25 protein-coding genes are annotated in these 23,714 nt (G+C 40.1%); 17 read left to right on the forward strand and 8 right to left on the reverse strand.

Annotated elements, in window-relative coordinates:
• Positions 1-192: 192 nt before the first annotated feature.
• The 5 genes from M3182_RS08855 (at position 193) to M3182_RS08875 (ending at position 5,270) form a co-directional block, all read left to right on the forward strand.
• Positions 193-1,239, forward strand: coding sequence for a M14 family zinc carboxypeptidase (locus tag M3182_RS08855; RefSeq protein WP_251557892.1), 1,047 nt, complete (start codon positions 193-195; stop codon positions 1,237-1,239).
• Between the two features lie 594 nt (positions 1,240-1,833).
• Positions 1,834-2,661, forward strand: a complete 828-nt coding sequence (locus M3182_RS08860; RefSeq protein ID WP_251557695.1) for an electron transfer flavoprotein subunit beta/FixA family protein — start codon at positions 1,834-1,836, stop codon at positions 2,659-2,661.
• Positions 2,661-3,695, forward strand: coding sequence for an electron transfer flavoprotein subunit alpha/FixB family protein (locus tag M3182_RS08865; RefSeq protein ID WP_251557696.1), 1,035 nt, complete (start codon positions 2,661-2,663; stop codon positions 3,693-3,695). Before M3182_RS08860 ends, M3182_RS08865 begins: the two co-directional genes overlap by 1 nt.
• The gene (locus M3182_RS08870) at positions 3,679-4,974 is read left to right on the forward strand and encodes an FAD-dependent oxidoreductase (protein WP_251557697.1); all 1,296 of its coding nucleotides are present in this window, start codon (positions 3,679-3,681) and stop codon (positions 4,972-4,974) included. The genes M3182_RS08865 and M3182_RS08870 overlap by 17 nt, the downstream gene beginning before the upstream one ends.
• Entirely contained in the window at positions 4,974-5,270 is a 297-nt protein-coding gene (locus tag M3182_RS08875) for a ferredoxin family protein (RefSeq protein ID WP_221874809.1), read from the forward strand. Before M3182_RS08870 ends, M3182_RS08875 begins: the two co-directional genes overlap by 1 nt.
• A gap of 262 nt (positions 5,271-5,532) precedes the next feature.
• Here M3182_RS08875 and M3182_RS08880 read toward each other — a convergent pair whose 3' ends face one another.
• Positions 5,533-6,141, reverse strand: coding sequence for a hypothetical protein (locus M3182_RS08880; RefSeq protein WP_251557698.1), 609 nt, complete (start codon positions 6,139-6,141; stop codon positions 5,533-5,535).
• A 181-nt stretch (positions 6,142-6,322) separates the two neighbouring features.
• Positions 6,323-6,655 (reverse strand): hypothetical protein, encoded by a 333-nt coding sequence (locus tag M3182_RS08885; RefSeq protein ID WP_251557699.1) that lies wholly within the window; start codon positions 6,653-6,655, stop codon positions 6,323-6,325.
• 183 nt (positions 6,656-6,838) lie between these two features.
• Between M3182_RS08885 and M3182_RS08890 the strand changes: the two genes are divergently transcribed.
• Both M3182_RS08890 and M3182_RS08895 read left to right on the forward strand, forming a co-directional pair.
• The gene (locus M3182_RS08890) at positions 6,839-7,405 is read left to right on the forward strand and encodes a class I SAM-dependent methyltransferase (protein ID WP_251557700.1); all 567 of its coding nucleotides are present in this window, start codon (positions 6,839-6,841) and stop codon (positions 7,403-7,405) included.
• 90 nt (positions 7,406-7,495) lie between these two features.
• A complete protein-coding gene (locus tag M3182_RS08895) occupies positions 7,496-7,747 on the forward strand; it encodes a YiaA/YiaB family inner membrane protein (protein ID WP_251557701.1) in 252 nt (83 codons plus the stop codon).
• Between the two features lie 82 nt (positions 7,748-7,829).
• Here the strand turns inward: M3182_RS08895 and M3182_RS08900 are convergent, their stop codons facing one another.
• Positions 7,830-8,216, reverse strand: coding sequence for an SET domain-containing protein (locus M3182_RS08900; protein WP_251433220.1), 387 nt, complete (start codon positions 8,214-8,216; stop codon positions 7,830-7,832).
• Between the two features lie 441 nt (positions 8,217-8,657).
• On the opposite strand from M3182_RS08900, the gene M3182_RS08905 reads away from it, so the two are divergent.
• Complete coding sequence (locus M3182_RS08905) at positions 8,658-9,587, forward strand: hypothetical protein (RefSeq protein WP_251557702.1); 930 nt, start codon at positions 8,658-8,660, stop codon at positions 9,585-9,587.
• Positions 9,584-10,135 carry a hypothetical protein gene (locus tag M3182_RS08910; RefSeq protein WP_251557704.1) on the forward strand — a complete coding sequence of 184 codons (552 nt, stop codon included), beginning with the start codon at positions 9,584-9,586 and terminating at the stop codon, positions 10,133-10,135. The genes M3182_RS08905 and M3182_RS08910 overlap by 4 nt, the downstream gene beginning before the upstream one ends.
• Before the next feature lie 101 nt (positions 10,136-10,236).
• On the opposite strand, the gene M3182_RS08915 is transcribed toward M3182_RS08910, so the two are convergent.
• Complete coding sequence (locus M3182_RS08915; RefSeq protein WP_251557707.1) at positions 10,237-10,431, reverse strand: YwbE family protein; 195 nt, start codon at positions 10,429-10,431, stop codon at positions 10,237-10,239.
• Positions 10,432-10,640: 209 nt separating this feature from the next.
• On the opposite strand from M3182_RS08915, the gene M3182_RS08920 reads away from it, so the two are divergent.
• A complete protein-coding gene (locus M3182_RS08920; protein ID WP_251557709.1) occupies positions 10,641-10,844 on the forward strand; it encodes a hypothetical protein in 204 nt (67 codons plus the stop codon).
• A 70-nt stretch (positions 10,845-10,914) separates the two neighbouring features.
• Here the strand turns inward: M3182_RS08920 and M3182_RS08925 are convergent, their stop codons facing one another.
• Entirely contained in the window at positions 10,915-11,151 is a 237-nt protein-coding gene (locus tag M3182_RS08925) for a hypothetical protein (RefSeq protein ID WP_251557711.1), read from the reverse strand.
• Positions 11,152-11,441: 290 nt separating this feature from the next.
• Here M3182_RS08925 and M3182_RS08930 point away from each other — a divergent pair, with 290 nt between their 5' ends.
• The gene (locus tag M3182_RS08930; RefSeq protein WP_251433238.1) at positions 11,442-11,825 is read left to right on the forward strand and encodes a hypothetical protein; all 384 of its coding nucleotides are present in this window, start codon (positions 11,442-11,444) and stop codon (positions 11,823-11,825) included.
• A complete protein-coding gene (locus tag M3182_RS08935; protein WP_251557713.1) occupies positions 11,815-12,357 on the forward strand; it encodes an endolytic transglycosylase MltG in 543 nt (180 codons plus the stop codon). The genes M3182_RS08930 and M3182_RS08935 overlap by 11 nt, the downstream gene beginning before the upstream one ends.
• Positions 12,358-12,945: 588 nt before the next feature.
• Here the strand turns inward: M3182_RS08935 and M3182_RS08940 are convergent.
• The gene (locus tag M3182_RS08940; RefSeq protein WP_251557715.1) at positions 12,946-13,125 is read right to left on the reverse strand and encodes a hypothetical protein; all 180 of its coding nucleotides are present in this window, start codon (positions 13,123-13,125) and stop codon (positions 12,946-12,948) included.
• A 347-nt stretch (positions 13,126-13,472) separates the two neighbouring features.
• Between M3182_RS08940 and M3182_RS08945 the strand changes: the two genes are divergently transcribed.
• The 5 genes from M3182_RS08945 (at position 13,473) to M3182_RS08965 (ending at position 21,241) form a co-directional block, all read left to right on the forward strand.
• A complete protein-coding gene (locus tag M3182_RS08945; protein WP_285867539.1) occupies positions 13,473-14,906 on the forward strand; it encodes an MDR family MFS transporter in 1,434 nt (477 codons plus the stop codon).
• Positions 14,907-15,149: 243 nt separating this feature from the next.
• Complete coding sequence (locus M3182_RS08950) at positions 15,150-16,349, forward strand: MFS transporter (protein ID WP_251557717.1); 1,200 nt, start codon at positions 15,150-15,152, stop codon at positions 16,347-16,349.
• 150 nt (positions 16,350-16,499) lie between these two features.
• Positions 16,500-18,395 carry a bifunctional metallophosphatase/5'-nucleotidase gene (locus M3182_RS08955; RefSeq protein ID WP_251557719.1) on the forward strand — a complete coding sequence of 632 codons (1,896 nt, stop codon included), beginning with the start codon at positions 16,500-16,502 and terminating at the stop codon, positions 18,393-18,395.
• A 308-nt stretch (positions 18,396-18,703) separates the two neighbouring features.
• The gene (gene codB, locus M3182_RS08960; RefSeq protein ID WP_251557721.1) at positions 18,704-19,972 is read left to right on the forward strand and encodes a cytosine permease; all 1,269 of its coding nucleotides are present in this window, start codon (positions 18,704-18,706) and stop codon (positions 19,970-19,972) included.
• Positions 19,973-21,241: a cytosine deaminase gene (locus tag M3182_RS08965; RefSeq protein WP_251557724.1), complete on the forward strand. Its 1,269-nt coding sequence runs from the start codon at positions 19,973-19,975 to the stop codon at positions 21,239-21,241.
• Positions 21,242-21,572: 331 nt separating this feature from the next.
• Here M3182_RS08965 and M3182_RS08970 read toward each other — a convergent pair whose 3' ends face one another.
• On the reverse strand, positions 21,573-22,583 hold the full coding sequence (locus M3182_RS08970; RefSeq protein WP_251557725.1) for a FecCD family ABC transporter permease: 1,011 nt from the start codon (positions 22,581-22,583) through the stop codon (positions 21,573-21,575).
• A complete protein-coding gene (locus M3182_RS08975; RefSeq protein ID WP_432806695.1) occupies positions 22,580-23,590 on the reverse strand; it encodes a FecCD family ABC transporter permease in 1,011 nt (336 codons plus the stop codon). The genes M3182_RS08970 and M3182_RS08975 overlap by 4 nt, the downstream gene beginning before the upstream one ends.
• Positions 23,591-23,714 lie beyond the last annotated feature (124 nt).

The following is a 23,714-nucleotide window of genomic DNA, read 5'->3' on the forward strand; positions in this document are numbered from 1 at the left end:
AAAGGTGGTAAAATACCTATTATATAATGTTTTTATTTATTTTATAGGAAAATAAAACCATTTAGTTAACGCGAAAATTGTCAAAAGGATAGGAAGGATACTCTATTTAAGACTAGTAAATGTTGCCGTTACAATAAGAGAGAAAGATTCTTTTACTAGAATTAATAAATGAGGGAGGTCATTTTAATGAGTATGAAAAAGAAAGTTTTATCTGTCTCGTTATCAGGGTTAATGGCATTTGGTGCTGTAACTGCAATCGGTTTACCAGTAGGAGCTGTCGGAAATGGACCCAATGTTGGAGGTTCTATCCAAACTTCGATTCTACATACATATGATGAGTTAGTAGACACACTAAAAAACTATGAAGCAAATCAAGAAGCAATGGAGCTCGAAGTGATTGGTCAAACTGTTAAAGGCCGTGACATTTATATGGCAAAGTACATCTCCAATCCCGAAAATCCTACCATTCTATTTTTAACTCAGCAGCACGGAAACGAACAATTAACAACTGAAGGTGCGCTTGAGTTTATGAAGCATCTTGGCACAGGGAAATCAAAAGGTGTATTAGAAAATGTAAACGTTCTCGTAATCCCAATGTTAAATGCAGACGGAGCGATGGGCGATGTCAACTTCTCACTAGATGATTATCTTGCTGATGGTGATCGCCATTTGACTCGCTATAATGCGAATGGCGTAGATATAAACCGTGAGCATGATAAAGCGACAGAAGAGATGGTTCCTGAAGCAAGAGTTCTTCATGAAAATGTATTCCAAAAGTACGAGATTGATTATATGATTGACCTTCATCACCAAGGAACAAGAAGTGCGACGGACGGACAACTCGTATCAGGTTCGATTCTTTATCCAACCAACCCAAATGTTGACCCAGAAGTTCTTGAAGGTTCGAAAAAATTAGGATCGGTTGTGTTTAACACGCTTCACCCAACAGGCTGGGGGCATATTGGAAAATATGTTGGCGGAACAGGTGAAAACATTGGCCGTAACGGTGCCGCTGTTCGCTACGACATCTCCACACTGTTATTTGAAATGCGCGGTATGTCCGACCATTCCTACGAGTCTTATGCTCTAGGTCAAAAGAGCAATGGTTATTTAATTAAACAAACGGTACTCACTTTAGATGCGGCCGTACGCGCGATTGCCGACGGATCCATCGAAACAGCTGATACAAGTTTCTGGGATACATTACCAGAACAACGCAATTTACCTTCAGAAGAATAAGAACAATATTTTAAAAAAGTTCCCGTTTAAAAACACAAGGATTTAAACGGGAACTTTTTATTTAGGTCTTTTCTCAAACTTTGTTGCTGTTTATAGTAAATATAGAATTGATTTAGCTATGAAAGCATTCCAAAGTTCATTTAGAAGAGGAGGAATGAGCTTACAAACTAAGTAGTAACACAGAGAAGAGCTTATTTCGCGTCAAAATCGGCTTTAGGATTTTAACAACAATCTTTACGAAAACAAGCTTTCAAGCTTTTATAATGAGTGTTTGCATGATTATTATAGTAAGGCTACAAAACTCCCAAACTCAACTGAATTATCCCTCGTACCATATCCACTTAAATAGACTATAAAAAGTTATTTTAACATCATTTATCAGAAAATTCACATTTTTTAACTGTTTCGCTAATATATATCTAACGTAAACAAGCATAAAGTGAGGAAATTCGGATTAATTCCCAATTCAAGTTGCAAACAATGTGGAATTTCTACGACAAGTCTGTCTTCATTTTAGTTTATTTCCTTAAGGAGTTTTAAACAATCATCATCTAGAGGGATCCTACCCGTTTTTTTAAAGGAGGAGGGGGATACATGTTGCATATTGTGGCTTGTATTAAACAAGTACCGGACACAAAAATCATCAAAATGAATCCAAAAACCAACACAATGGACAGGAGAACAGCACCAGCGATTTTAAATCCTTACGACGCCCATGCGGTGGAAGAGGCTGTTCGCTTAAGAGAGAGATATGGAGGTAAAGTCTCGGTTGTCACGATGGGCCCGCCACCCGCAGTAAAAGCAATCAAAAAGTGTATCGAAATTGGCGCGGATGAAGGCTATTTAATTACAGACCGTCGATTTGCTGGAGCCGATACACTTGCAACAAGTTATGCGGTGACAAAAGCGATCGAGAAAATCTCCAAGGAAAACCCAGTTGATCTCATTATTTGCGGCAAGATGACTATCGATGGCGATACGGGCCAAGTTGGTCCCGGAATTGCAAGGCGGCTAGACATCCCACCGCTCACATCGGTGAATAAAGTCGTTGAAATAAACCAAACAGAACGTACCATAGTGGTTCATCGGAAATTGGAGGACGGCTACGAAGTGGTTCAATCAACTTTACCTTGTTTACTTTCGGTTGAAAAAACGGTCAATGAAGTTCCTTATGCACCATTTCCAAATATGCTGAAAGCAGCCCGATATAAGCCGCATGTCTGGTCAGTTGACGATCTGGACGATGTCGATATTAAGCAACTTGGCTTAAAAGGTTCGCCAACGATTGTCTCGAAGGTTTGGGCTCCACCGAAACCACAAGGTGGAGAAATGCTCGAGGGCAATCCGCAACAACAAGTGGAACAATTGCTTTCAGTGTTGTTGGATAAGAAAGAGTTGTTTCAGAGCAAGGAGGGTGTTTAATGGATTTCAAGGATTACAAGGGTGTCTGGGTGTTTATTGAAGAAAAAGATGGTGAAATCCCTTCTGTTTCATTGGAACTTTTAGGAGCAGGGCGAAAGTTAGCGGACAAACGGGGCACCGAGTTAGCAGGGATCTTAATTGGTCATCATGTTAAACAACTCGCATCTCCTATTTTTGAGTATGGCGCCGATAAAGTGTATTTGTATGACCAACCGATTTTTGAAAATTACCGCACTGAATCCTTTATGAAAGCGCTTCTTGAATGTTCGAATAAGTATAAACCGGAAATTATTCTGTTCGGAGCGACGTCAACTGGGAAAGACCTCGCCAGTGCTGTAGCAACCGATCTTCCAACAGGGCTGACTGCCGATACAACAGAATTGGATGTCGAGGAAGAAACAGGGCTGTTGTTAGCCAGCAGACCTGCATTTGGCGGCAACATCATGGCAACGATCTTATGTAAAAAATATCGGCCGCAAATGGCGACGGTGCGGGCGAAAGTGATGAAAGCACTCGAGCGAGAGCCAGGGCGATCAGGTGAATTGATTGAAGAAACCATTGATTTAAAAGAATCCGATATCCGCACGAAGGTATTGGAAATTGTCAGAGAAACGACTAAGAAAGTGCGTATAGATGAAGCAGACATCATTGTCGCTGGTGGCAAAGGATTGGGAAGTGCGGAAGGCTTTCAGCTTGTTCGGCATTTAGCCGATACCCTTGGTGCTGCAGTAGGTGCTAGTCGAGATGTTGTTGAAGCCGGTTGGATTGAGCACCCTCATCAAGTCGGGCAAACCGGCGTCACTGTGACTCCAAAAATTTATATTGCGATCGGCATTTCCGGTGCCATTCAACATATTGTCGGCATGAAAAATTCAGGAATCATTATTGCCATCAACAAGGACCCAGAGGCACCAATTTTTGATGCTTGTCATTATGGAATCGTCGGCGATGCGTTTGAAATTGTACCAATTTTAATGCAGCAATTTAAAGCAGCGCTCAATCGTGAGGAGGTTAGCCATGTCCGAGAAGTTTGATTGCATTGTCGTGGGAGCTGGTCCGGCGGGGATTTCGTGTGCCTATGAATTAGCGAAAGGCGGCGCTAACGTCTTGTTGCTAGAAAGGGGGGAGTATCCAGGTTCAAAAAATGTCATGGGCGGTGTACTTTATCGGAAAATGATGGAAGATATTATCCCGGAATTTTATAAAGAAGCCCCGTTAGAGCGCCCAGTGGTTGAGCAAAGGTTCATGATGATGGATAAAGAATCCGCCGTCACTTTTGGCTACAAAGGTATGGAATGGAGCAAAGAGCCTTATAACAATTTCACTGTGTTACGTGCGAAATTTGACCAATGGTTCGCTGATAAAGCTGTCGAGCAAGGGGCGGTTTTAGTCAATGAAACCGTTGTGCTAGAGTGCATTGTTGAAAACGGAAAAGTCGTCGGAGTTCGCACCGATCGACCTAATGGGGATGTTTATGCAGACGTAGTCGTGTTAGCAGATGGCGTCAATTCCCTTCTAGCGCAATCGCTTGGCTTCCACAAAGAATACAAACCAGACGAAGTCGCCCTTGCGACTATGGAAGTTTTAAAGTTGGATAAAAAAATTATCGAAGATCGCTTTAATCTCGAAGAAAATCAAGGCTGTACCATCGAATTATTCGGCGACGCAACAAAAGGGATCCTCGGCACCGGTTTCCTATACACGAACAAAGATTCTTTGAGCATCGGCGTAGGCACATTATTGTCAGGTTTGATTAAGCATAAAATCAAGCCATATGAACTGTTGGAATACGTGAAAAATCATCCAATGATTCGCCCGTATATTCAAGGCAGTGAGCCTCAAGAGTATTTAGCGCACTTGATTCCGGAAGGCGGCTTTAAATCAATGGGGAAAATCGTCGGCGACGGGGTGATTGTGATTGGCGATGCATCGCAGCTGGTTAACGCGATTCACCGTGAAGGCTCCAACTTGGCGATGACCTCAGGCCGAATGGCAGCGGAAACAATTTTACTTGCGAAAGAAGCCGGCGACTTTTCTGAGAGTATGCTTGATTTATATCGTACGAGATTAATGAGCGGATTTGTTGGTCAAGATATGCAAAAGTATAAAGACGCGACCCATCATTTCGATAAATTCCCGCATTATTTCGATGAGTACATTCCAATGTTGAACAAAGCGGCTAGTCAAATGTTTACCGTCGATGGTTCGTCAAAATGGGATAAACAAAAGAAAATCTGGAAAGACATTGGATCGGGGAAAGACAAAATGAAACTCGCTCGAGATATGTATCGAGCTTGGAAGGTGATTAAGTAATGAGTGAACAGAAAAAAGGGCAAAGCATCGAAGAAAAGCAGTACCTCGTTCGCTTCAACGCTGATACAAAGTCACATCTTCACGTGAAAGATCCAGATATTTGCATGACCAGTTGTCCAGATAAAATTTGTACCATTTTCTGTCCGGCCGAAATCTACAAGTGGGAAGATATTCGCATGCATGTCGGTTATGAAGGATGCCATGAATGTGGAAGCTGTCGAATTGGCTGCCCTCATCAAAATATCAAATGGGAGTATCCAAAAGGCGGACACGGCATTGTATTTCGATTAGGATAAACATTTACTGGGGGGCTAGCTTGTGGAGTAGTCCTCTTTTTAATTGGCTCTTTTCTAAACTTATAAATATAAAAAATAAATAATTTAGCCATGACTTCATCCACAGCAAGTTTAGAATAGGAGAAGAGATTATAAACTAAGTAATAACGCAGAAAGAAGCTTATTTACCGTTAGTATTGGCTTTATGATTTTAACAACAAACTTTACGAAAACAGCCTTTTATTTTTTATATGTGGTAACAAGTCAACAAACAATTACTATTCTAACTTTTACAATAAAGTCTGAGTTGATTAGAAAGGATTTTTCCTTGCTTCTGCACTCCAAGTCGTCTTTGTAACTCAAAAGGTAAAAGGCAGGTGATTGTATCTAAACAATCCACCTTCAGATTTTCTTGATCGGTATAACCAGATATTTCTTCGCCTATCATTGCAAAATCGAAGGGAGACTGCTTGTAAATGAATTCTGCTAACTTAATAAACAGCTTATCTACCTCACCTAACCAAAGATTAAGTTCCTTTGTGAGTGGATATTTAAGGAGAAAGTTTTTCTCAAAACTCGCTAAAGGAAAGCTGAAATCCAACCAGTCAGACTCTTCATCCGTTCTTATGATTGAAATCAAACAAGGTAAGGTCACTACATCTGATAAGGTCAACATACCGTAAAAGGAATAAATACTGCTTGGTTCAATTGAAATTGGGAATCTAACAGGCTTCATTTGCTGATCATATAAGTCACTAACAAAATCACTCAGTTGCAAAGCCGTGAGAGCCTCGTTTAACCTCTGATCGTTTCCAGCTGGATGAAACTCAATTGAAAGTTCATAATAACTGCCTGTCCAATAATCAGAGTTTGTAAACACTGAATACCTCACAATGAACCTACTCCATTCCACTTTTGATTCTCACCTATCAGGAAATACCCTTATTAATTGCTCCGCATTTATGCTCTCTTATTCATTATTATATAAATCTATGTTTAGAAGACAAAGATTATTATGTACTTTTTTCACATAAAACTTCAAAAAGGAAAAATATTCATTGGGGTCTTTTTTTTTATAGTTGGAGATTGGATAGTTGGTCTTGCTTTGCCAGTTGCTCAATTTTTTTCAACAACTCATAGGCTCCGTCAAAAGTTCGCTGAAAAGGAGATTGGAAGAAAGGAAGGTTCGAATTAAATTGACCGTCTTCATTGGAGGGGAAAACAACGACACGCCATTGTGAACGCTGCCAATCAATTTCATTGCCTTCTAATGCAATCACCCAATGGGTATATTCATTGATTCTACCTGCGTATTTAGGATTCTTTTCCATTGCAAACCAATCATTTTGACAAATATGGAAAGGGACCTTGTGGTAAAACTCACGGTAATTCAGGTTTTCTTTCATGCACATCACTCCTTAAAAGTATTTCTCCACAAAATGGAAAAAGAGAGAGTTTATTGATTATTATATGCAGAGCGGACAGAAATGAGTTTTAATTTTTGAAAATTCAACCAATTAATCTTCAATCAAGGTTAGATAGTTCTTTGATTTTAGATTAAAATGAAGAAAAAAAGTTGAGGACGGAGCATGAATTCTAGAGAGAAATGGAATCAGAAATATCAACAACGTTTAACCACCAGTCAACCATCGCAGGTCAATAAGCGCTTAATAAATTTTTCTCCTTACTTAAAAGGAGGCACTGCGTTAGACATTGCTTGTGGGCTTGGAGCAAATAGTAGATACTTGGCACAACTAGGGTATAAAGTTGATGCGATCGATGGGTCAGACGTAGCCATTGAGTATGTAAAGAAGCAAGTAGAAAAGGAAAACCTGTCCATCCAGCCGATTTTGGCTGATTTAACAGAGTACGAAAACCTCAAACTGAACCATCAAAAATACGATTTGGTCCACATTACTTATTATTTGGACCGAAACCTTTTTCCAATTATAAAATCAATACTCAAAGAATCTGGTTTTCTGTTTATCGAGACATATTTTCTTACATCAGAAATAGATCAACAGCATGTTAGTAATAAGTATAAATTAAAATCTCAAGAGTTATTGAAAGAATTTATCGATTGGAAAATCCTGTTTTATGAAGAAGAAGAGCATGAGGGAAGACAAACGATTTTTTGTCAAAAGGGTTCTTGTTAAAATAAGATTCTGAAAAAGAAGGATAATGACCTTAAGTGATGAATATATAATATCCGGAATAGTATTTTTAATTTTATATGAGGTGAAGCAATGAGAAGAAGAAATACCCCGGCGTTTACCTTCCTTGCGTGGACGTCCTTTGTATTGTCGCTGGCGTTTATTTTTGTCGCGTTATGGAACGCCGATTGGCCGTTGGTGGAAAAAGGCTATTATGCCGCTGCGACATTATGGGCAATTTCATCTGCAATCGTTTTACAAAAGGTTGTACGGGATAATGATGAAGATAAGGAAATCAATCCGCCAAGTCCGAAGCGAAGTAATTTGGAAAAAGAAGTGGACTAAGGAACAAAAAAGGGAACTCCCATCATGATGGAAGTTCCTTTTTTGGTAAGGAAACAACAGTTCGTTTGGTGAGTCGATTCCTTTATTCTTGGTCTTCTCGATCAAACCAAAGCAATTCTTGATCATCTTCATCGCCATTGTAATTGATGAGAATTTCTTCTCCTGCTTGGATGTCTTTGTAAGCAAAGAAATCAAAAGTATGATTAGCGAAATTGATTTCGTAGGTTGCATTTGGTGTGTAGGAGTGATTAAACAGCATCCCATATCCTAATAAAATCGCGGTATGATTAATTCCATATTCAAACGCGTAGTCAGCAAGTAACGTTTTCTCAATATGTGCGTGCTCCTCATTTGGATAGGCAATCACGGGGGCTTCATGAATCAACTCACCTTTTGCAATATCCCTTGTTGCAAACACGCCTCTATTGAATTCCCCATCACTGAGTTTCGAAGTTTTAATTTCAATCATGTTTGTCACCTGCTCATTCTTTATTGAAGTTGTCCATCCGTTAAGTTTGACAGTTTTTGCCGTTGAAAGCAACTGTTTCTTTTTACTTTCAAAATCAATTTAGAACACAGTAATTTAAAAAGGCTCTTTTCGTAAAGATTGTTGTTAAAATCCCAAAGCCGATTTTAACGCAATTGTAGCCAGTTCTTATGTTTGAATTAAGTTTGCAAGCTCTTTTCTCATAAGTGAAGTTATTTTTTTGTATAACCTAGCTCATTCAGCCGGATTTCTTGTTCAAGAGCAACAAAGTTTGAGAAAAGAGCCTTAAAAAACGACTGAAAAGCGCGAGTTGAAGGGGTTCTATATTCAAACAAGGAGAATGTGGGTAAATTAGGAGGATTTACCATTTCACTCCTTATAGATATGGTACAATCGACAAGGATGTAAAAGGGGGGAGTAAGTTTGAGCAAAAAGGTTTTATGGCTAGGGATTGCTAGTATTCTATTAAGCTGGGTACTCAATTATGCTTATTATCAATCAAAACAACTAGATTCGCCAATCTTCCTTGATCATTATTATGAAGTAAACACAGCCTATGAACAACCTTTAACCTTTTATTATTTAACAAATAAAGAAAACCCAGCGGAGGTGCAATATGTTACGATCGATGGCATGGATTTCGAGGTGTATCCGGTCGGAAATCACTCTTTCTGGGAAGGGTCCGAGCCTAGTTATGAGCATTACTTTCGTCATCAATATTTGAAATCGGTCACTTTGGAGTTTAACGAGAACATTCTGCCACTAAAGGAACAAGGAGATTCTTTTTCATTTGAAAGGATGGAAGTCTTTTTTAATGATCAGTCCTCGATCGTTGCGGATATTGGGAAAGTGAACTTTTATCGAACAGATGAATCAAATGTTTTTGATTCACGGATGAGTTCAAGCAGCAATCAGCACTGGAGTCATGAAGCGATGGTAACAAGAGAACCGATAACCATCGAGCAGATTTCAGTCCCATTTGATCTGAATAAAGAAGTGGCGATTAAGATGGAGACCAATCAACAGAGATTAAAAGAGTTGGAGAACCTTGACTATGGAGGAGAAATTCCAGAATGGATTGAAGAAGAGCAAGAATTAAAGTTGGAAGAAAGATCGGGGATATTGATTACAGAGGATCTCTTTCCATTAAAACTAGGAAAAGGCGAATGGGTAAGTTTAAATATGTATTTCAATCCAAACCGTACGAGCTATTATCAATTCGGGATTAAAATGGAAGGGAAAACCGAAAAGGGAGAACCTTTTATTAACTATTCGCCGATTAATGACCAACCCTATTTGAACCAGCAGCAGGTTGACAAAATCATAGCTGAGAAAGCGGGGGAAGTGAAATGATTTATCGAGGTTCTCGGCAAATTTTCTGGGGCCTAATTTTTATTTTGATTGAAATTCATATTATTGCTTTTGATTTATTAGCAGATCCTATAGGGTACTATCTAATTTTTACTGGAGTATCTTTGTTAAATGACCATTTTGGTTTCGCTAATAAATCGAATTTCATTTCGCTGGTGCTGCTACTAGTATCTATTCCTACGGTTTTTATCGAAAAAGAGGTCATCCAACAGATGGGCACTTTCTCAGGGTGGAACATTTACCAAAATGCGTTTGAGATTTTGAATCTAGTTCTGGTGTTTTTCCTGTTTCAATTGATGCTTGAGGTAGCTAGAGTAAAAGGGGTTAGTGAGTTATCGAAGCGGACGATGACGACGTTTAAAATTTATATGGGTACGATGTTTCTTGTTTTGTTTTCAAGCACTTTTGCCGTCAATATGACAACAGATTTCTTAGTTCCTTACGAATTGATTTCTGTTCTTCTAAGCTTAAGTATGTACATTGTGTTTCTACTCTTGGTCTCGAAATATAGCAAACTTACTGATGAGTAAGATTGGGATAGTTTAGACGAGAAGTTGTAACCACTAAGAAAGCAAGGTGCTATATGGAGTTGACCAAAATGCCTCTTCATCAAGATAAAGAGGCAAGGAGGTTAACCTCGAATTTGTTTTACTCTGCCAATTTGTCCATCTGTAAGTCTAACTTTGATGCCATGCGGATGCGTGCTGGAATTTGTTAATATATCTTTTACAATTCCAGATGTTAGCTTGCCTGTTCGTTGATCGGCTTTTAACACAATTTCAACCTCGATACCAGGTTTAATGTCTTTTCGATTTTGACCGTTCATTTTGTTTCACCTTTTTCTTTTGAGAGTAGGGTAGCTTGTTTCCTTTTTCCTAATATACCTATATTTAAAGTGGTATTCAATTATATTCGAACGTACAGTTGAAAAGGTGATTAATAATATGTAAAATTATTTGTATTTTACAAGTGGTGGTGTAAAGAAATGACAAGCTATCAGTTACATACATAGAATAGATTTTAGGAGGAATTAGGATGTTACTGACAGTAGTATCCACACAGACAGGTTTTAATATTGGAGATGTTATTTTTCAAATGATGATGCTCCTTACTCTTGTGGGAATTCCTATCCTTATTATTTTTTTGATTCGAAGTCGAAAAAACCAAAAGGATCAGTTAAAGCGCGTGGAAGAAAAGGTTGATCAACTATTAGCGGATAAAGAGAATAAAGTTCAGTAGGAAAACCTGATTAGTTATTGCCTGAAAGCTCGGAGCATATAGTGATATGCTCCGAGCTTTCTTTTCGTGTTCATAATACCAAAACATATTGAATTTCGTTTTGAGCTAAAGAAGTAATGGCATGTATTTGATAACCAATGCTTAGGAACTGAGCTAATGTTTCCGCACAATTTGGTTGCGGAGGTTCGATTGGAGCATGATGACTCTTGTATAGTGATAGCAACTGGTTATCCGATGTGCAGTGAAGGAAGACAACATGTCTCCCTGTCCAAGCTTGCCCAATCATCGGTTGCATCTCTCTTCTCATTTCAAATCACCTACAAAAATAGATACACTAATTTATGTATCACATAGGAAAAAGTTGAATTAATGGGAGTTTACTGGATGGTGCTTGGCACCATCCAGTAAACTCCCAGTTAGTATTGTTTGTTTCAAAACCTAAACCAATTTTTGTATTTAGAGTGGGAATTTTCCTTTTAAACTACGAAAAAACAAGACTTTTGGAGTATTTTCATAAAATGATTCGAAAATGGTCGAAGTTGGATGTATAATAGTAATCTGCAAGATGATAGTTTGATGAGGAGGAACTCTAGGAAAATGGAATGGGCAATAGCAATTTTATTTGGTACAGCAGCTGTACTGTTGATTGTGTCTTTTGTAAAAACAAAACAATCATCCCAGGTAGAGCAGCGAGAAATTGATACAGTATACGTTTCGTTGATGGAAGAGATTAATAAACTTCAAGAGCAACTTCGAAATGTTGAGCTAGATGCAGAAATTACAGCACAAGAAGCTCAAATTATTGGAATCCATACAAAAGAAAGAGTCCTACTTCGCGAACTGCTTGATTTGTACAAGCGTGGCTACACAATGGAAGGCATTGCAGAGAAAACACAATTAAATGAAAAAGAAGTTGAATACCTGCTTGCTCCATATATGGCAGCTAAGAGCGAAAGGAGAAAAGTTGCAAATGACAGCTAAAGGATTACGTAGCTTTGCCGCTGGTCTAATCGTTTCTGCAGGTGTCTGTGGGGCTGTGTATTTCTTGGCGCCAAGTGATGCTGTGAGTCAAGAAAGTACAAAAGAAGCGGCTGAAGAGGAACCAAAAGTCGAAGAGCAAAAACAACCTCTTGAAGAAGAAGTAATTGTTGCTGAGCAACCAACGGAAGAAGATATGAAAACACTACTATCGTCTTCAGGATATGTCGTTTTAACACAAGAAGAAATGGATGCTCAAGTCGCGGAGGCTGTGAAAACCGCTGAAAAAGAAGTTGCTGAAAAGGCGAAAGACGGCGATCAGTCTGTTGTTTACAAGACGGTCTTAAATGTCGCTACTGGGATGACAAGCATTGATGTTGGCAAAGCGCTTCAACAAGGGGAAATCATTGATAATTCAATGGATTTCTACCGTGAAGTTGAAAAACGCAACTTAGAAAATGAATTACGTCCAGGAACCTTTACCCTTGACAGTGAGATGTCCATGGATGAAGTGATCAATACGATTTTTAAATAAGCTTTTTTAAACGAACCCTTGATGAATCTCAAGGGTTCGTTTATTTTTATAAGCTGAAATAACAATAGCTATTATATTGCAATCAAAAATACAATATTAAGTAGCATGCTAAATCGCTTATTGATTGGCATGCTACTTTTTTGTTCGACAAACCATAAATCCTTTAATAGCAGCAATTTTAGCTGCGTGATAGCAACAAATGACAAATTGCTAGCATAAGATATCACATCGCTAATAGAACATTGATGATTTTTGTCAACAAACAAAAGGGCTTGTCGAATGGTTTTGGTGGTATTCAGGAAAAATTAATAATTAAGTTTCGGATTTGTGTAAGTTGCTTTTAGAAAGTAAAAATTACTTAAGATATAATTTAGTGTTCAAATTCGGAAAAACAAGTCTACGTTAAACCTACGATAAAGCAACTATAAACCAGCAATATCATAATGTAGAAAATCCAAAAAGACGCTTGGAGAACAAGCGTCTTTCTATGAATCTAGATGAACGAGTTTGCTATTGATCGATTAATTTGATGTTTCTTTCAACTGAAAAATTTAATGATGTAGATTCATATTCATGTTTTCTCTCAACTTAATTGTAACCAGAGTGGTTTCCTCCACCCATATCTTTCCGTTGTTGTGCTTTAATTTCCGCAAGCTTATCTAATTGTTTATCCGTACTTTCTGGCGGAGTCATCCCGGTTCTTTTTTCAAAATAAACTGCAATCGCACCGATGATGAATAAAGGGATGAGTATAATTAGCCAAATCATATCGATTTAACACCTCCAAGTAAAAAGGATACATATACCTTTAACTTAAAACATTTGGTCTTGTTGCTTAATCATTTATTGCTCAAGTTGATTATACCATTTATTTCTAATTAAGTCCGGGAACCTATGATTCTAGCATATTTATCATAAAAAAGAGGGTTATTTGGGAATCCCACAGAAGTAGATAAGGAGGAATAACGGTTGGAAAGGGTACATAGAGTGTATAATGGATTCTTTTCGTCGTGTGATTTCGCTTTTTACGATACATACAAGCATGTTTTTAAGTAGAATGATTTCTTTTGGATTTTTTGAGAATTGGAATTTTAAAAAAATTAATGGAGGGACAAATGATGGAGGAAACCCCACAAACTCCAGATATTAAAGTCGCTCCACTGATGGCAGTACTTATATCTGGAGCTTTCGTCGCAATCTTAAATCAGACGCTGTTGGTGACAGCGTTGCCGCATATTATGCATGATTTACACTTAACTGAAAACACAGCTCAATGGCTAACCACGATTTTCATGCTTGTTAATGGCATCATGATACCCATCACAGCTTTTTTAATTGAAACCTTTACAACAAGGAAATTATTTTTAACCGCTATGGGGCTGTTCATCATCGGAACGGTCATTTGTGCGTTTGCACCTGCTTTTGGCATGCTGATGGTCGGACGTGTGTTGCAGGCAGCTGGTGCTGGAATTATGATGCCGTTAATGCAAACCATCTTTTTTATCATCTTTCCGATTGAAAAGCGTGGGCAAGCGATGGGCTTATTTGGCTTGGTTATTGCCTTTGCACCAGCCATTGGACCGACGTTATCTGGATATATTGTTGATCAATTTCCATGGCGAGTGTTGTTTTTTATCATTTTACCAATCGCCATTTTGGATTTTCTGTTCGCTTATCTTTTATTAAAAAATGTTACGAAACAAAGTTTTCCAAAACTCGACCTTGCGTCGATTATTCTTTCGACACTTGGCTTTGGTGGGATTTTGTACGGGTTTAGCAGTGCCGGTAATTATGGGTGGACCAGTGCTCATGTTCTGATTGGAATCATTGTTGGAGCTCTGACACTGATATCCTTTGTTTTGAGGCAATTCAAGCTAAAACAGCCAATTTTAGAGTTTAAAGTCTTCCAATACAGGATTTTTACCATTACGACCATCATGGGTATGTTGGTTTTTATTAGCATGATTGGTGGAGCAACGATTCTGCCCATTTATATGCAGAATATGCATGACTATACGGCTCTACAATCTGGATTGATGTTGTTGCCAGGTGCAATTGTTATGGGAATCATGAATCCAATCACAGGGAGAATTTTTGACAAGTTTGGGGCGAAATGGTTAGCTATTACCGGGTTATCCTTAGTTACAGTATCTACGTTTTTATTTACAGATTTAACAGCGACCACTTCGTTTACATTTCTATCCGTCGTGAATGCTGTGCGCATGTTAGGAATCTCAATGGTCATGATGCCGGTTACGACTGCAGGTTTGAACCAATTACCGGTCCGCCTGATTCCACACGGGTCCGCGATGAATAATACGATGCGACAGGTTTCCGCTTCGATTGGAACCGCGCTGCTTGTCACGATAATGACGAGTACGGCATTGAATCCGGCGTCGCATGGAATAGAGGGCTATATTCACGGTGTCAATGTTGCGTTTATGGTCGCAGGTCTGCTCGCAGCAGCGGGCCTCGTCCTCGCCTGTTTCCTAAAAAATAGCTCTCCAGCAAACGAAGCAAAACAGCAAGTTGCTCCAACTAAACGATAATTTGTTAGGAAGATCTACTTCAGGATAAAAGTTCACATGTAAAAAATGTAAGGTGCCAGGCACCATCCAGAAACTGGATGGTGCCTGGCGTTTTTTTGCCTATTGACCTTTTCTAAACACGGTGTTATGATTTTTCTTTTTGACAAATAATCACTTTAATTAGCTTACTTATCTGTAGAACATTTTTTGTCATAAATAGTGCTTATAATAAAAATAGATTATGAGAAGGAAGGTGTTGTTCAGGTGACATCCGAACAGCGAAAAAAACTTGGGATATTAATGATCAATATGTTTATTGCGATAGGTAGTTTCGGGATCATAATTCCGATTTTACCAGCTTATTTAGAATCCATCGGCGAAGGAGGAACAGCGGCTGGTTTAATGATTGCGATTTTTGCAGGTGCACAGTTTATTATGTCGCCGATTGCTGGAAAGTGGACGGATCAATATGGACGTCGAAAAATGATTATTAGCGGTTTGATTGGCTTAACTCTTTCGATGTTTATCTTTTATGCGTTTGATAATATCTGGTGGCTTTATACTTCCCGAGTGATTGGGGGAATTGGAGCAGCCTTGATGATTCCGGCGATATTCGCCTATGTAGCAGATATTACGACAATTGGTCAACGGGCGAGAGGGAATAGTTTAGTTTCAGCTGCGATGTCTCTAGGGATTGTGGTTGGACCTGGGATTGGCGGGTTTTTGGCTGATTTTGGTCTGAAAATGCCTTTCCTCATTTCGGCGTTAGTTTCTCTTGTGGCGGTTGTTTTTTCAGTCATTGTCCTTAAAGAAAGTCAAACAGAAAAACCTGATTTTACAATCCAAGTCGATGAATCGATGGCAAAGAAAATGGCTCGTTCAGTCAAAATGCCTTATTTCATTCCATTGGTGATTACGCTCGTGATGAGCTTCGGATTGATGGCTTACGAATCTGTTCTTGGGCTGTTTGTAGACAATCAATTTGGTGCTTCTCCGAAAGAAATTGCCGTCATGATTACTAGCACAGGAATTGTTAGTGTGATTGTGCAATTATTTATTGTCGACCGAATTGTAACGATATATGGAGAACGAAAGGTGTTAAATATCTTTTTAGGGGTAGTGGCATTTGGGTTCCTATTGTCCTTATTTGCTTCTACGTATCTTTTATTCTTCGCTATCACTCTATTAATCTTCCTTGCAACATCCATTTTACGACCGGTGTTAAACACCCTTATATCAAAACTAGCGGACAATGAACAAGGCTTTGCCATGGGAATGAACAACGCTTATATGAGCATTGGGAATGTCTTAGGGCCAACACTAGCAGGTTTGCTCTATGATGTGAACATTATTTATCCATTTATTTTAGGGTTACTCTTGTTAATTGCGACCCTATTTACGACATTTATGTGGCAAAAACAATCTACCGAAACGGTAACAAAAAAAGTAAAATTAAAAGTCTAAAATGGAAATTCTCTACCAGGTGCCAGGCACCATCCAGAAAACTGGATGGTGCCTGGCACTTTCCATTTTCATTCCATTTCTTTTGCATAGGTTTCCTCCGTCTGCAAAAAATACCAAGGGTGTATGAGAAATGACTAAGGAGGGAATTTGATGAAGCGGCTTTATCTTTTTGTTCTTTCCGTGATCATGCTGGTTGCTGCGGCAGGTTGTGCAGGTAATCAACAGTACTCACAATATTTGTTAAAGAAAAGGAACCAAAATGATCAGTCTTCGACATTTGAGATTTCACAGACCCCAGTTGAACAGGGGGGAACTCTAAAGGATGATGGGAGAGACGAACGTGAAGCAGGTCATCCTAGTGAGCAACACCAGGATGATACCAAACACATCCCCGACGAATCACTTTCACTAAACACTGAGGGAAACGTCGGCTTTATGAACAACTCTCAAACGACAGGTGGGGGTGCTTCAGCTGAATACCATGGTCATATTTCAGACCGACCAGAACTGAAAAACAAAAAAAACCAACCTCCCGCAGCCAATAACCGTTATAAGCAGATTCAATTACTCGGAATCAATGATTTGCACGGGCAGCTAAATGTCACTCGCCGTGTCGCCGGAAAAAATGCAGGACGCGTCGATTATTTAGCGGCATATTTAAAGCAACGGGAAGCCGAAAACCCGAAGAATACGCTGTATGTTCAAGCTGGTGATATGATTGGCGCAAGTCCACCGGTTTCCGCGCTGTTACAAGATGAGCCAACAATTGAAATTCTCGACAAACTAGGCTTTGATATCGGGACAGTAGGTAATCACGAATTTGATGAAGGACTTAACGAATTAAAGCGTTTAATTAATGGCGGTACGCATGAAATAACCGGGAATTTTGCCGGTTCAAAGTCCCCATGGGTAGTGGCCAATGTCGTCGATAAAAAAACAAATGAACCGATTCTCCCACCGTATAAAATTTTAAAAGTAAATGGGATGCCAATTGCTTTTATTGGGGTTGTGTATTCTGAAACGCCATCCATTGTGGTTCCAAGTGGTGTTGCAGGGTTAAAATTTACCGATGAAGTCGAAGCCATCAATCGGTATATCCCTGAAATTAAAAAACAAGGAGTCAAGGCGATTGTTGTTCTAGCCCATAATCCTGGTTCGTCGGGACCAAACGGAGAAAATCCTACAGGTGAACTTGTTGAACTCGCTAAAGGTGTCGATGATGAAGTCGATATCATTTTTGGTGGACATAATCATGCTTATATGAATGCGACTGTCGACAATAAGCTATTGGTGCAATCCTATTCATATGGCACCGCTTTTTCAGATGTGGACATTGAAATTGACCCTAAGACAAAGGACATTGTTAGCAAAAGAGCTGAGATCGTAACCACATTCCATGAGGGCATCGAGCCAGATACTGAAATTTCACAGCTTCTTTCTGAGTACGAAATGGAGGTCGAACCAATCGTCAATCAAGTGATCGGTTCAACTAGTGTAGACTTGACTGCCGCTCGAAATGAAAATGGTGAAAGCATCATGGGGAACCTTGTAGCAGATGCCCAGCGCCAGGCAATGGGAACCGATTTTGCGCTGATGAATCCTGGTGGCATTCGCGCGGATCTGTTAGCGGGTGATATTCGCTGGGGAGATATTTATACAGTCCAACCATTTAATAATGATTTAGTCAAAATGACGATGACTGGACAGCAAATTATCGATGTTCTGAATCAGCAATGGGCGGGCACGAACCCAATCATGTTGCAAATTTCCGGTTTTACCTATACATGGGATGGCCGCGAATCCGCAGGGAATAAAGTTGTGCAAGTTCAACTACCAGACGGAACAAGCCTTGATCCAAATAGCACCTACACCGTCACAGTCAATTTATTTCTTGCAGATGGTGGCGACGGATTTACTGTCTTTAAGAAAGGGAAAGACCGGGAAGTAGGACCAGTTGATTTGGATGCACTCGTTGATTTTATTGCAGACCAACCAGCGGGTTTCTCTTATGAAATTGATGGTCGAATCAAACGTGTAGATTATTAATTAGAAAAACAATAAACTTCAGAAAAAAGTGTTGACACATTTTCAGTATTCTGCAATAATAAAATCAATTAAATACTGGTACCTTTAATTCAGTCCCGTGAGGCTGACAAGGACAGCGGAATGTTGACAATCCATTGGGTGAGGTGTAACTACCCTTTAGATTGTCATGGAGAAGAGGCTTCTTGTCGGAAAACGGCAAGAAGCCTTTTTTCGTTCTCCAGCACAGCACCTAGGTGCATTCCATCGACCATACTCGAAGAATCCTTCGGTACCAGTTTCAAACAATTTTGAAATTGGAGGAATAAAAAATGAAAAAGGTAGACTTGGATTTTTCGTTAGAGGCGGTACCACAAGCGAATAGGAATGGGTTTTGGAAAATGCTTGCGGTCATGTTAGGACTGACTTTCTTTTCAGCGAGTATGACTAGCGGTGGAACATTGGGCTTGGGTTTAACTTTTAGCGAATTTATGTTCATCGTATTAGCAGGTAACTTGATTCTTGGCGCTTATACCGGTGCACTGGCCTATATTGCTGCGAAAACAGGATTATCTACGCATCTTTTAACGCGGTATGCTTTTGGTGTAAAAGGTTCTTATCTTTCCTCATTTTTACTAGCATCAACACAAATTGGATGGTTTGGAGTCGGAGTTGCGATGTTCGCGGTGCCTGTTCACCGCGTAACAGGGATCGATACGACAATACTGATCATCATCATGGGAGCGTTGATGACTGTGACCGCCATTTTTGGGATGAAAGCATTAGCAATTTTAAGTTTTATTGCCGTCCCACTCATCGCAATGCTAGGAAGCTTCTCGATGGTGAAAGCAACGGAAACACTCGGTGGAATGGAAGGCTTGATGAGTTACCAACCAACAGAAGCGATTGGACTGGCAACAGCTTTAACCATCTGTATCGGGTCCTTTATCTCTGCAGGTACACTGACACCAGACTTTGCCCGCTTTGCAAAAACAAAACGGTCTTCTGTCATCACAACACTGATTGCTTTCTTCCTAGGCAACTCATTAATGTTCTTGTTCGGTGCTATTGGGGCAATCGCTACAGGGTTTGCGGATATTTCAGAAGTCATGTTTTTACAAAAATTAATTCTTCCAGCGATTTTAGTTCTAGGATTGAACATTTGGACGACAAACGATAATGCTCTGTACGCTTCTGGTCTAGGATTCTCAAACATTACAAAAATCGCTAAAAAGAAAGTCGTTGTGTTCAACGGAATTCTCGGAACCATTGCAGCGATGTGGTTATACAACCATTTTGTCGGGTGGTTAAGCATCTTAGGTGCAGCGTTGCCACCAATTGGCGCGATTATCTTAGCAGATTATTTCATCGTCAGACGAGGAAATTACAAAGAGTTTAAAGACATGAAATTTAAGCAGGTAAACTGGGTTGCGATTTTAGCATGGGGCACAGGTGTTATGGCTGCAAACTTAGTCCCAGGCATTCCGCCAATTAACGGATTATTAGGAGCTGCGGTGACGTTCGTGATTGTCTCCAAACTTGTTGCTCAATTGGAAGCGAAAAAGACAGTAATGACGAAATTTGAAGAGGTGGGTTCATAAATGATTATACAAAATGCAAAACTAAGAGGCCGAAACGGATTATGGAATATTAAAATTAATGAAGGGAAAATTACTGAGATTACACAAGAACAATTGCCAGTGAATGATCAACAGGTGTTAGACACAGGGGGTTCCCTTGTGACTGCACCGTTTATCGAACCACATATCCATTTGGATACCACGTTGACAGCAGGCGAACCTGAATGGAACCAGAGCGGAACCTTGTTTGAAGGAATTCAACGCTGGGCTCAGCGTAAAGAAAGTTTAACCATTGAAGATGTAAAAACAAGAGCAAAAACTGCGTTGAAATGGCAAATCGCTCAAGGGATACAGCATGTCCGCACGCATGTAGACGTAACAGATCCCGATTTAACCGCCTTAAAGGCAATGTTAGAAGTAAAAGAAGAACTATCTTCTTACGTGGACCTTCAGCTTGTTGCTTTTCCACAAGAAGGCATTCTTTCGTATCCAAACGGGGAAGAGCTTTTAGAAGAAGCGTTAAAAATGGGAGCTGATGTCGTTGGCGGTATCCCGCACTATGAATTTACACGTGAGTATGGCGTGACATCAATGAAAAAGGCGTTTGATTTGGCGGAAAAATACGACCGTCTTGTCGACATTCATTGCGATGAGATCGATGATGAACAATCACGTTTTGTCGAGGTGGTCGCAGCTGAAGCCTATGAACGCGGATTAGGGAGTCGTGTCACAGCAAGCCACACAACAGCAATGGGTTCTTATAATGATGCATACGCTTCAAAACTGTTTCGTTTATTAAAATTATCAGAAATCAATTTTGTAGCAAATCCACTCGTTAACATACATCTTCAAGGAAGATTTGACACGTACCCGAAACGAAGAGGAATGACACGCGTAAAAGAATTAGTCGAAGCTGGTTTGAATGTTTCATTCGGCCATGACGATATTTTCGACCCATGGTATCCACTAGGAACAGGAAATATGCTCCAAGTCGTGCATATGGGCATTCACGTAGCACAATTAATGGGTTACGAGCAAATCGTTCGTTCTTTTGACCTGATTACTGACAACAGCGCGAAAACCCTGCACATCGAAGACCGCTATGGAATCGAAGTCGGGAAGACAGCGAATCTGATTGTATTAGATGCAGAAAATGAATATGAAGCCATTCGCAAACAAGCCGCCGTCCGCTACTCCATCCGCAACGGCCAAATCATTGCCGAAACGAAACCACGTGAAACAAGCATTCAACTAGGCGAAACTTACGAACAAGTGACTTTTAACAAATAGGTAGCAGGAAACTGCTCCCTTTTTATTTTGGTTACTAACAAGCATAGTGCATGGTTATTAGTGAAAAGGGTGTTGATAAAAACTGTGCATAGTGCGTCAATACAAAAGAAAGGCAAACGAAAAACAAAAGATTGTCTCACTGCCCGTATAGTTGAAAACACAATCCCACGGTAACCGGGAGCGTGACTTGATGCCCATCCAGTCAAAAAAAATCACTTTGACGGTAACCGAGAGCTACTTTCATTTCCCACCCTAATCAAAGCCAACACAACGTAAAAAGTTTTACGCCTTCAACAAAAAAAGCCCCAAACAAAGGGGACTTTAAAAAACACTATGCTTTCTTTAATAACAAATAAATAAAATACGGCGCACCGATTAACGCGACCATGATTCCTGCAGGAATACCAGCTGGCTCGACTAGGTTGCGGCCAATTGTATCAGCTACTAACAGCAGCCATCCGCCAATAAGCGTTGCCACTGGTAAAAACAACTGGCTACGAGGGCCGACCAGTGCTTTCGCTAAATGAGGGGCTATCAAGCCAATAAAAGAAATGCCACCGGTGACAGACACCGCAGTAGCTGCGAGAGCAACAGCTGTAAACAATAGGATCAAACGTTCTTTTTCAACCGCCAATCCAATTCCAATCGCACTTTGTTCTCCTAATCCGAGAAGGTTCAGCCGGTTTGCTTTAAACAAAGTAAATGGAATGAGGATCATTAACCAAGGGAGAATGGCAAAAATGTATGGCCAATCGGTTCCCCATATGTTGCCTGCAAGCCATTGAGCAATGAAATCGACTTTCTCACGTTCGACCGCTGAGATAATGACTATCATCGCACCTGATAACGCCATCGAAAACCCGACCCCGACAAGCACTAATCGCACTGGCTGAAGACCAACTTTTCGCTGATAAGAAAAAAGATAAATCAAACAGGCCGTAACAAGCGCACCAATAAACGCGACCAATGGGAGAAGGTATGTAAATGAACCCACTTCAATTGGAAAAAACAGAAAGAATATAGCGACAGCCACACCTGCACCAGAATTTATCCCGATAATCCCAGGGTCAGCCAAATCATTTCGCGTGATGCCCTGTAAAATGGAGCCCGACAACGCGAGCGCGATCCCCGCCAATAACGTAATAATCAAGCGTGGCATTCGGACGGAAAAGACAATAAACTCTTCTTTGAACGAACCTTCTCCTAATAGAATCGGAAGGATTCGGTTTAATGGGATTGAGGAATACCCAACGACCAAACCAGTTACAGCTGTGACAAGTATGAGTGCTGTTAAAATCGCTAAAATAATTCGCTGCTTTTTGATCAAATCTGGATGGATCATGAGAAAGCTTTCCCTCCTTTATGAACAATAAACAAGAAGAAGGGGAGGCCCAATAAAGAAACAATTGCAGCAACTGGTGTTTCATAAGGTGCATTCATGGTACGTCCAACCGTATCAGCAATCAGCATAAATGAAGCTCCAAACAACGCGGACATCGGCAATATTGCTCGATAATCGGTGCCAACAAAAGGGCGAACCATATGTGGAATCATTAAGCCGATAAACGCCATATTCCCAACAAGAGAAACAGAAGCCCCTGTGAGAATAACAACAAGAACAAATAACACTAATTTTACTCTCAACGTCTTTTGTCCGAGCCCAATCGCCACTTCTTCATTCAGACTAAGTATGGTTAGCTGTCTTGCTAAAAAGAGTGACACAATCATGCATATCAGTACAAAGGGGAGAATCACCTGAACTTGATTCCAATTGGTGCCCATTAAGCCCCCAGCCGTCCACATTGAAACATCTTTAGAAATTTTAAACAATAATCCAATTCCTTCTGCAATGGCATAGAGGAAAGCGGAAATCGCTGATCCAGCAAGAACAATTCGAAATGGGGAAAAGCCACCACGTTTTAAGCTTGCGATCCCAAAGACTAAAAGGGCACCAACAGCAGCTCCAATAAAACAGGCAATCATGATTCCGAAGTAATTGACGCTAGGAATGAGTGCCATTGTAAAAGCAAGAGCAGCATTCGCTCCGGCTGTTAACCCGAGCAGTCCTGGATCAGCCAGTGGATTTCGAGTCAAACCCTGCATGATGGCACCGGCAACAGAAAGCGCAGCACCAACTAGGATCGCTGCAACTTCACGTGGCAGTCGGATTTCGCGTATGATATTGGCTTTTTCGGTCCCAGCTTCGGTTGTGAGTGCCAACCAAACATCCTTCAACGTTGTGTCCGCCGCTCCAAACGTCATGCTCAGTATAAATGCAATCACCAATAAAAATACTCCAGCTAGTAGTTTAATAATATATGAATTGGTCGTGTTTATCTTCATCTGCATCTCAACTCTTCTTGTTTTTTGGAAAGGCTCTTATTTCTCATAGCTTTGTAGTTTTTAAAGCAAACACCAATGAGAATAGAGTCCGTATAATTTGCTTCAAACCTGTAAAACTGACGATGATAAA

Source organism: Mesobacillus maritimus, assembly GCF_023715205.1.
GTDB classification, from domain to species: Bacteria; Bacillota; Bacilli; order Bacillales; family Cytobacillaceae; genus Mesobacillus_B; species Mesobacillus_B maritimus_C.

Coding starts and splice junctions, on each gene's coding strand:
- M3182_RS08855 (WP_251557892.1), top strand. CDS start 193: ATGAAAAAGAAAGTTTTATCTGTCTCGTTATCAGGGTTAATGGCATTT.
- M3182_RS08860 (WP_251557695.1), top strand. CDS start 1,834: ATGTTGCATATTGTGGCTTGTATTAAACAAGTACCGGACACAAAAATC.
- M3182_RS08865 (WP_251557696.1), top strand. CDS start 2,661: ATGGATTTCAAGGATTACAAGGGTGTCTGGGTGTTTATTGAAGAAAAA.
- M3182_RS08870 (WP_251557697.1), top strand. CDS start 3,679: ATGTCCGAGAAGTTTGATTGCATTGTCGTGGGAGCTGGTCCGGCGGGG.
- M3182_RS08875 (WP_221874809.1), top strand. CDS start 4,974: ATGAGTGAACAGAAAAAAGGGCAAAGCATCGAAGAAAAGCAGTACCTC.
- M3182_RS08885 (WP_251557699.1), bottom strand. CDS start 6,655: ATGAAAGAAAACCTGAATTACCGTGAGTTTTACCACAAGGTCCCTTTC.
- M3182_RS08890 (WP_251557700.1), top strand. CDS start 6,839: ATGAATTCTAGAGAGAAATGGAATCAGAAATATCAACAACGTTTAACC.
- M3182_RS08895 (WP_251557701.1), top strand. CDS start 7,496: ATGAGAAGAAGAAATACCCCGGCGTTTACCTTCCTTGCGTGGACGTCC.
- M3182_RS08900 (WP_251433220.1), bottom strand. CDS start 8,216: ATGATTGAAATTAAAACTTCGAAACTCAGTGATGGGGAATTCAATAGA.
- M3182_RS08910 (WP_251557704.1), top strand. CDS start 9,584: ATGATTTATCGAGGTTCTCGGCAAATTTTCTGGGGCCTAATTTTTATT.
- M3182_RS08915 (WP_251557707.1), bottom strand. CDS start 10,431: ATGAACGGTCAAAATCGAAAAGACATTAAACCTGGTATCGAGGTTGAA.
- M3182_RS08920 (WP_251557709.1), top strand. CDS start 10,641: ATGTTACTGACAGTAGTATCCACACAGACAGGTTTTAATATTGGAGAT.
- M3182_RS08925 (WP_251557711.1), bottom strand. CDS start 11,151: ATGAGAAGAGAGATGCAACCGATGATTGGGCAAGCTTGGACAGGGAGA.
- M3182_RS08930 (WP_251433238.1), top strand. CDS start 11,442: ATGGAATGGGCAATAGCAATTTTATTTGGTACAGCAGCTGTACTGTTG.
- M3182_RS08935 (WP_251557713.1), top strand. CDS start 11,815: ATGACAGCTAAAGGATTACGTAGCTTTGCCGCTGGTCTAATCGTTTCT.
- M3182_RS08940 (WP_251557715.1), bottom strand. CDS start 13,125: ATGATTTGGCTAATTATACTCATCCCTTTATTCATCATCGGTGCGATT.
- M3182_RS08945 (WP_285867539.1), top strand. CDS start 13,473: ATGATGGAGGAAACCCCACAAACTCCAGATATTAAAGTCGCTCCACTG.
- M3182_RS08955 (WP_251557719.1), top strand. CDS start 16,500: ATGAAGCGGCTTTATCTTTTTGTTCTTTCCGTGATCATGCTGGTTGCT.
- codB (WP_251557721.1), top strand. CDS start 18,704: ATGAAAAAGGTAGACTTGGATTTTTCGTTAGAGGCGGTACCACAAGCG.
- M3182_RS08965 (WP_251557724.1), top strand. CDS start 19,973: ATGATTATACAAAATGCAAAACTAAGAGGCCGAAACGGATTATGGAAT.
- M3182_RS08970 (WP_251557725.1), bottom strand. CDS start 22,583: ATGATCCATCCAGATTTGATCAAAAAGCAGCGAATTATTTTAGCGATT.
- M3182_RS08975 (WP_432806695.1), bottom strand. CDS start 23,590: ATGCAGATGAAGATAAACACGACCAATTCATATATTATTAAACTACTA.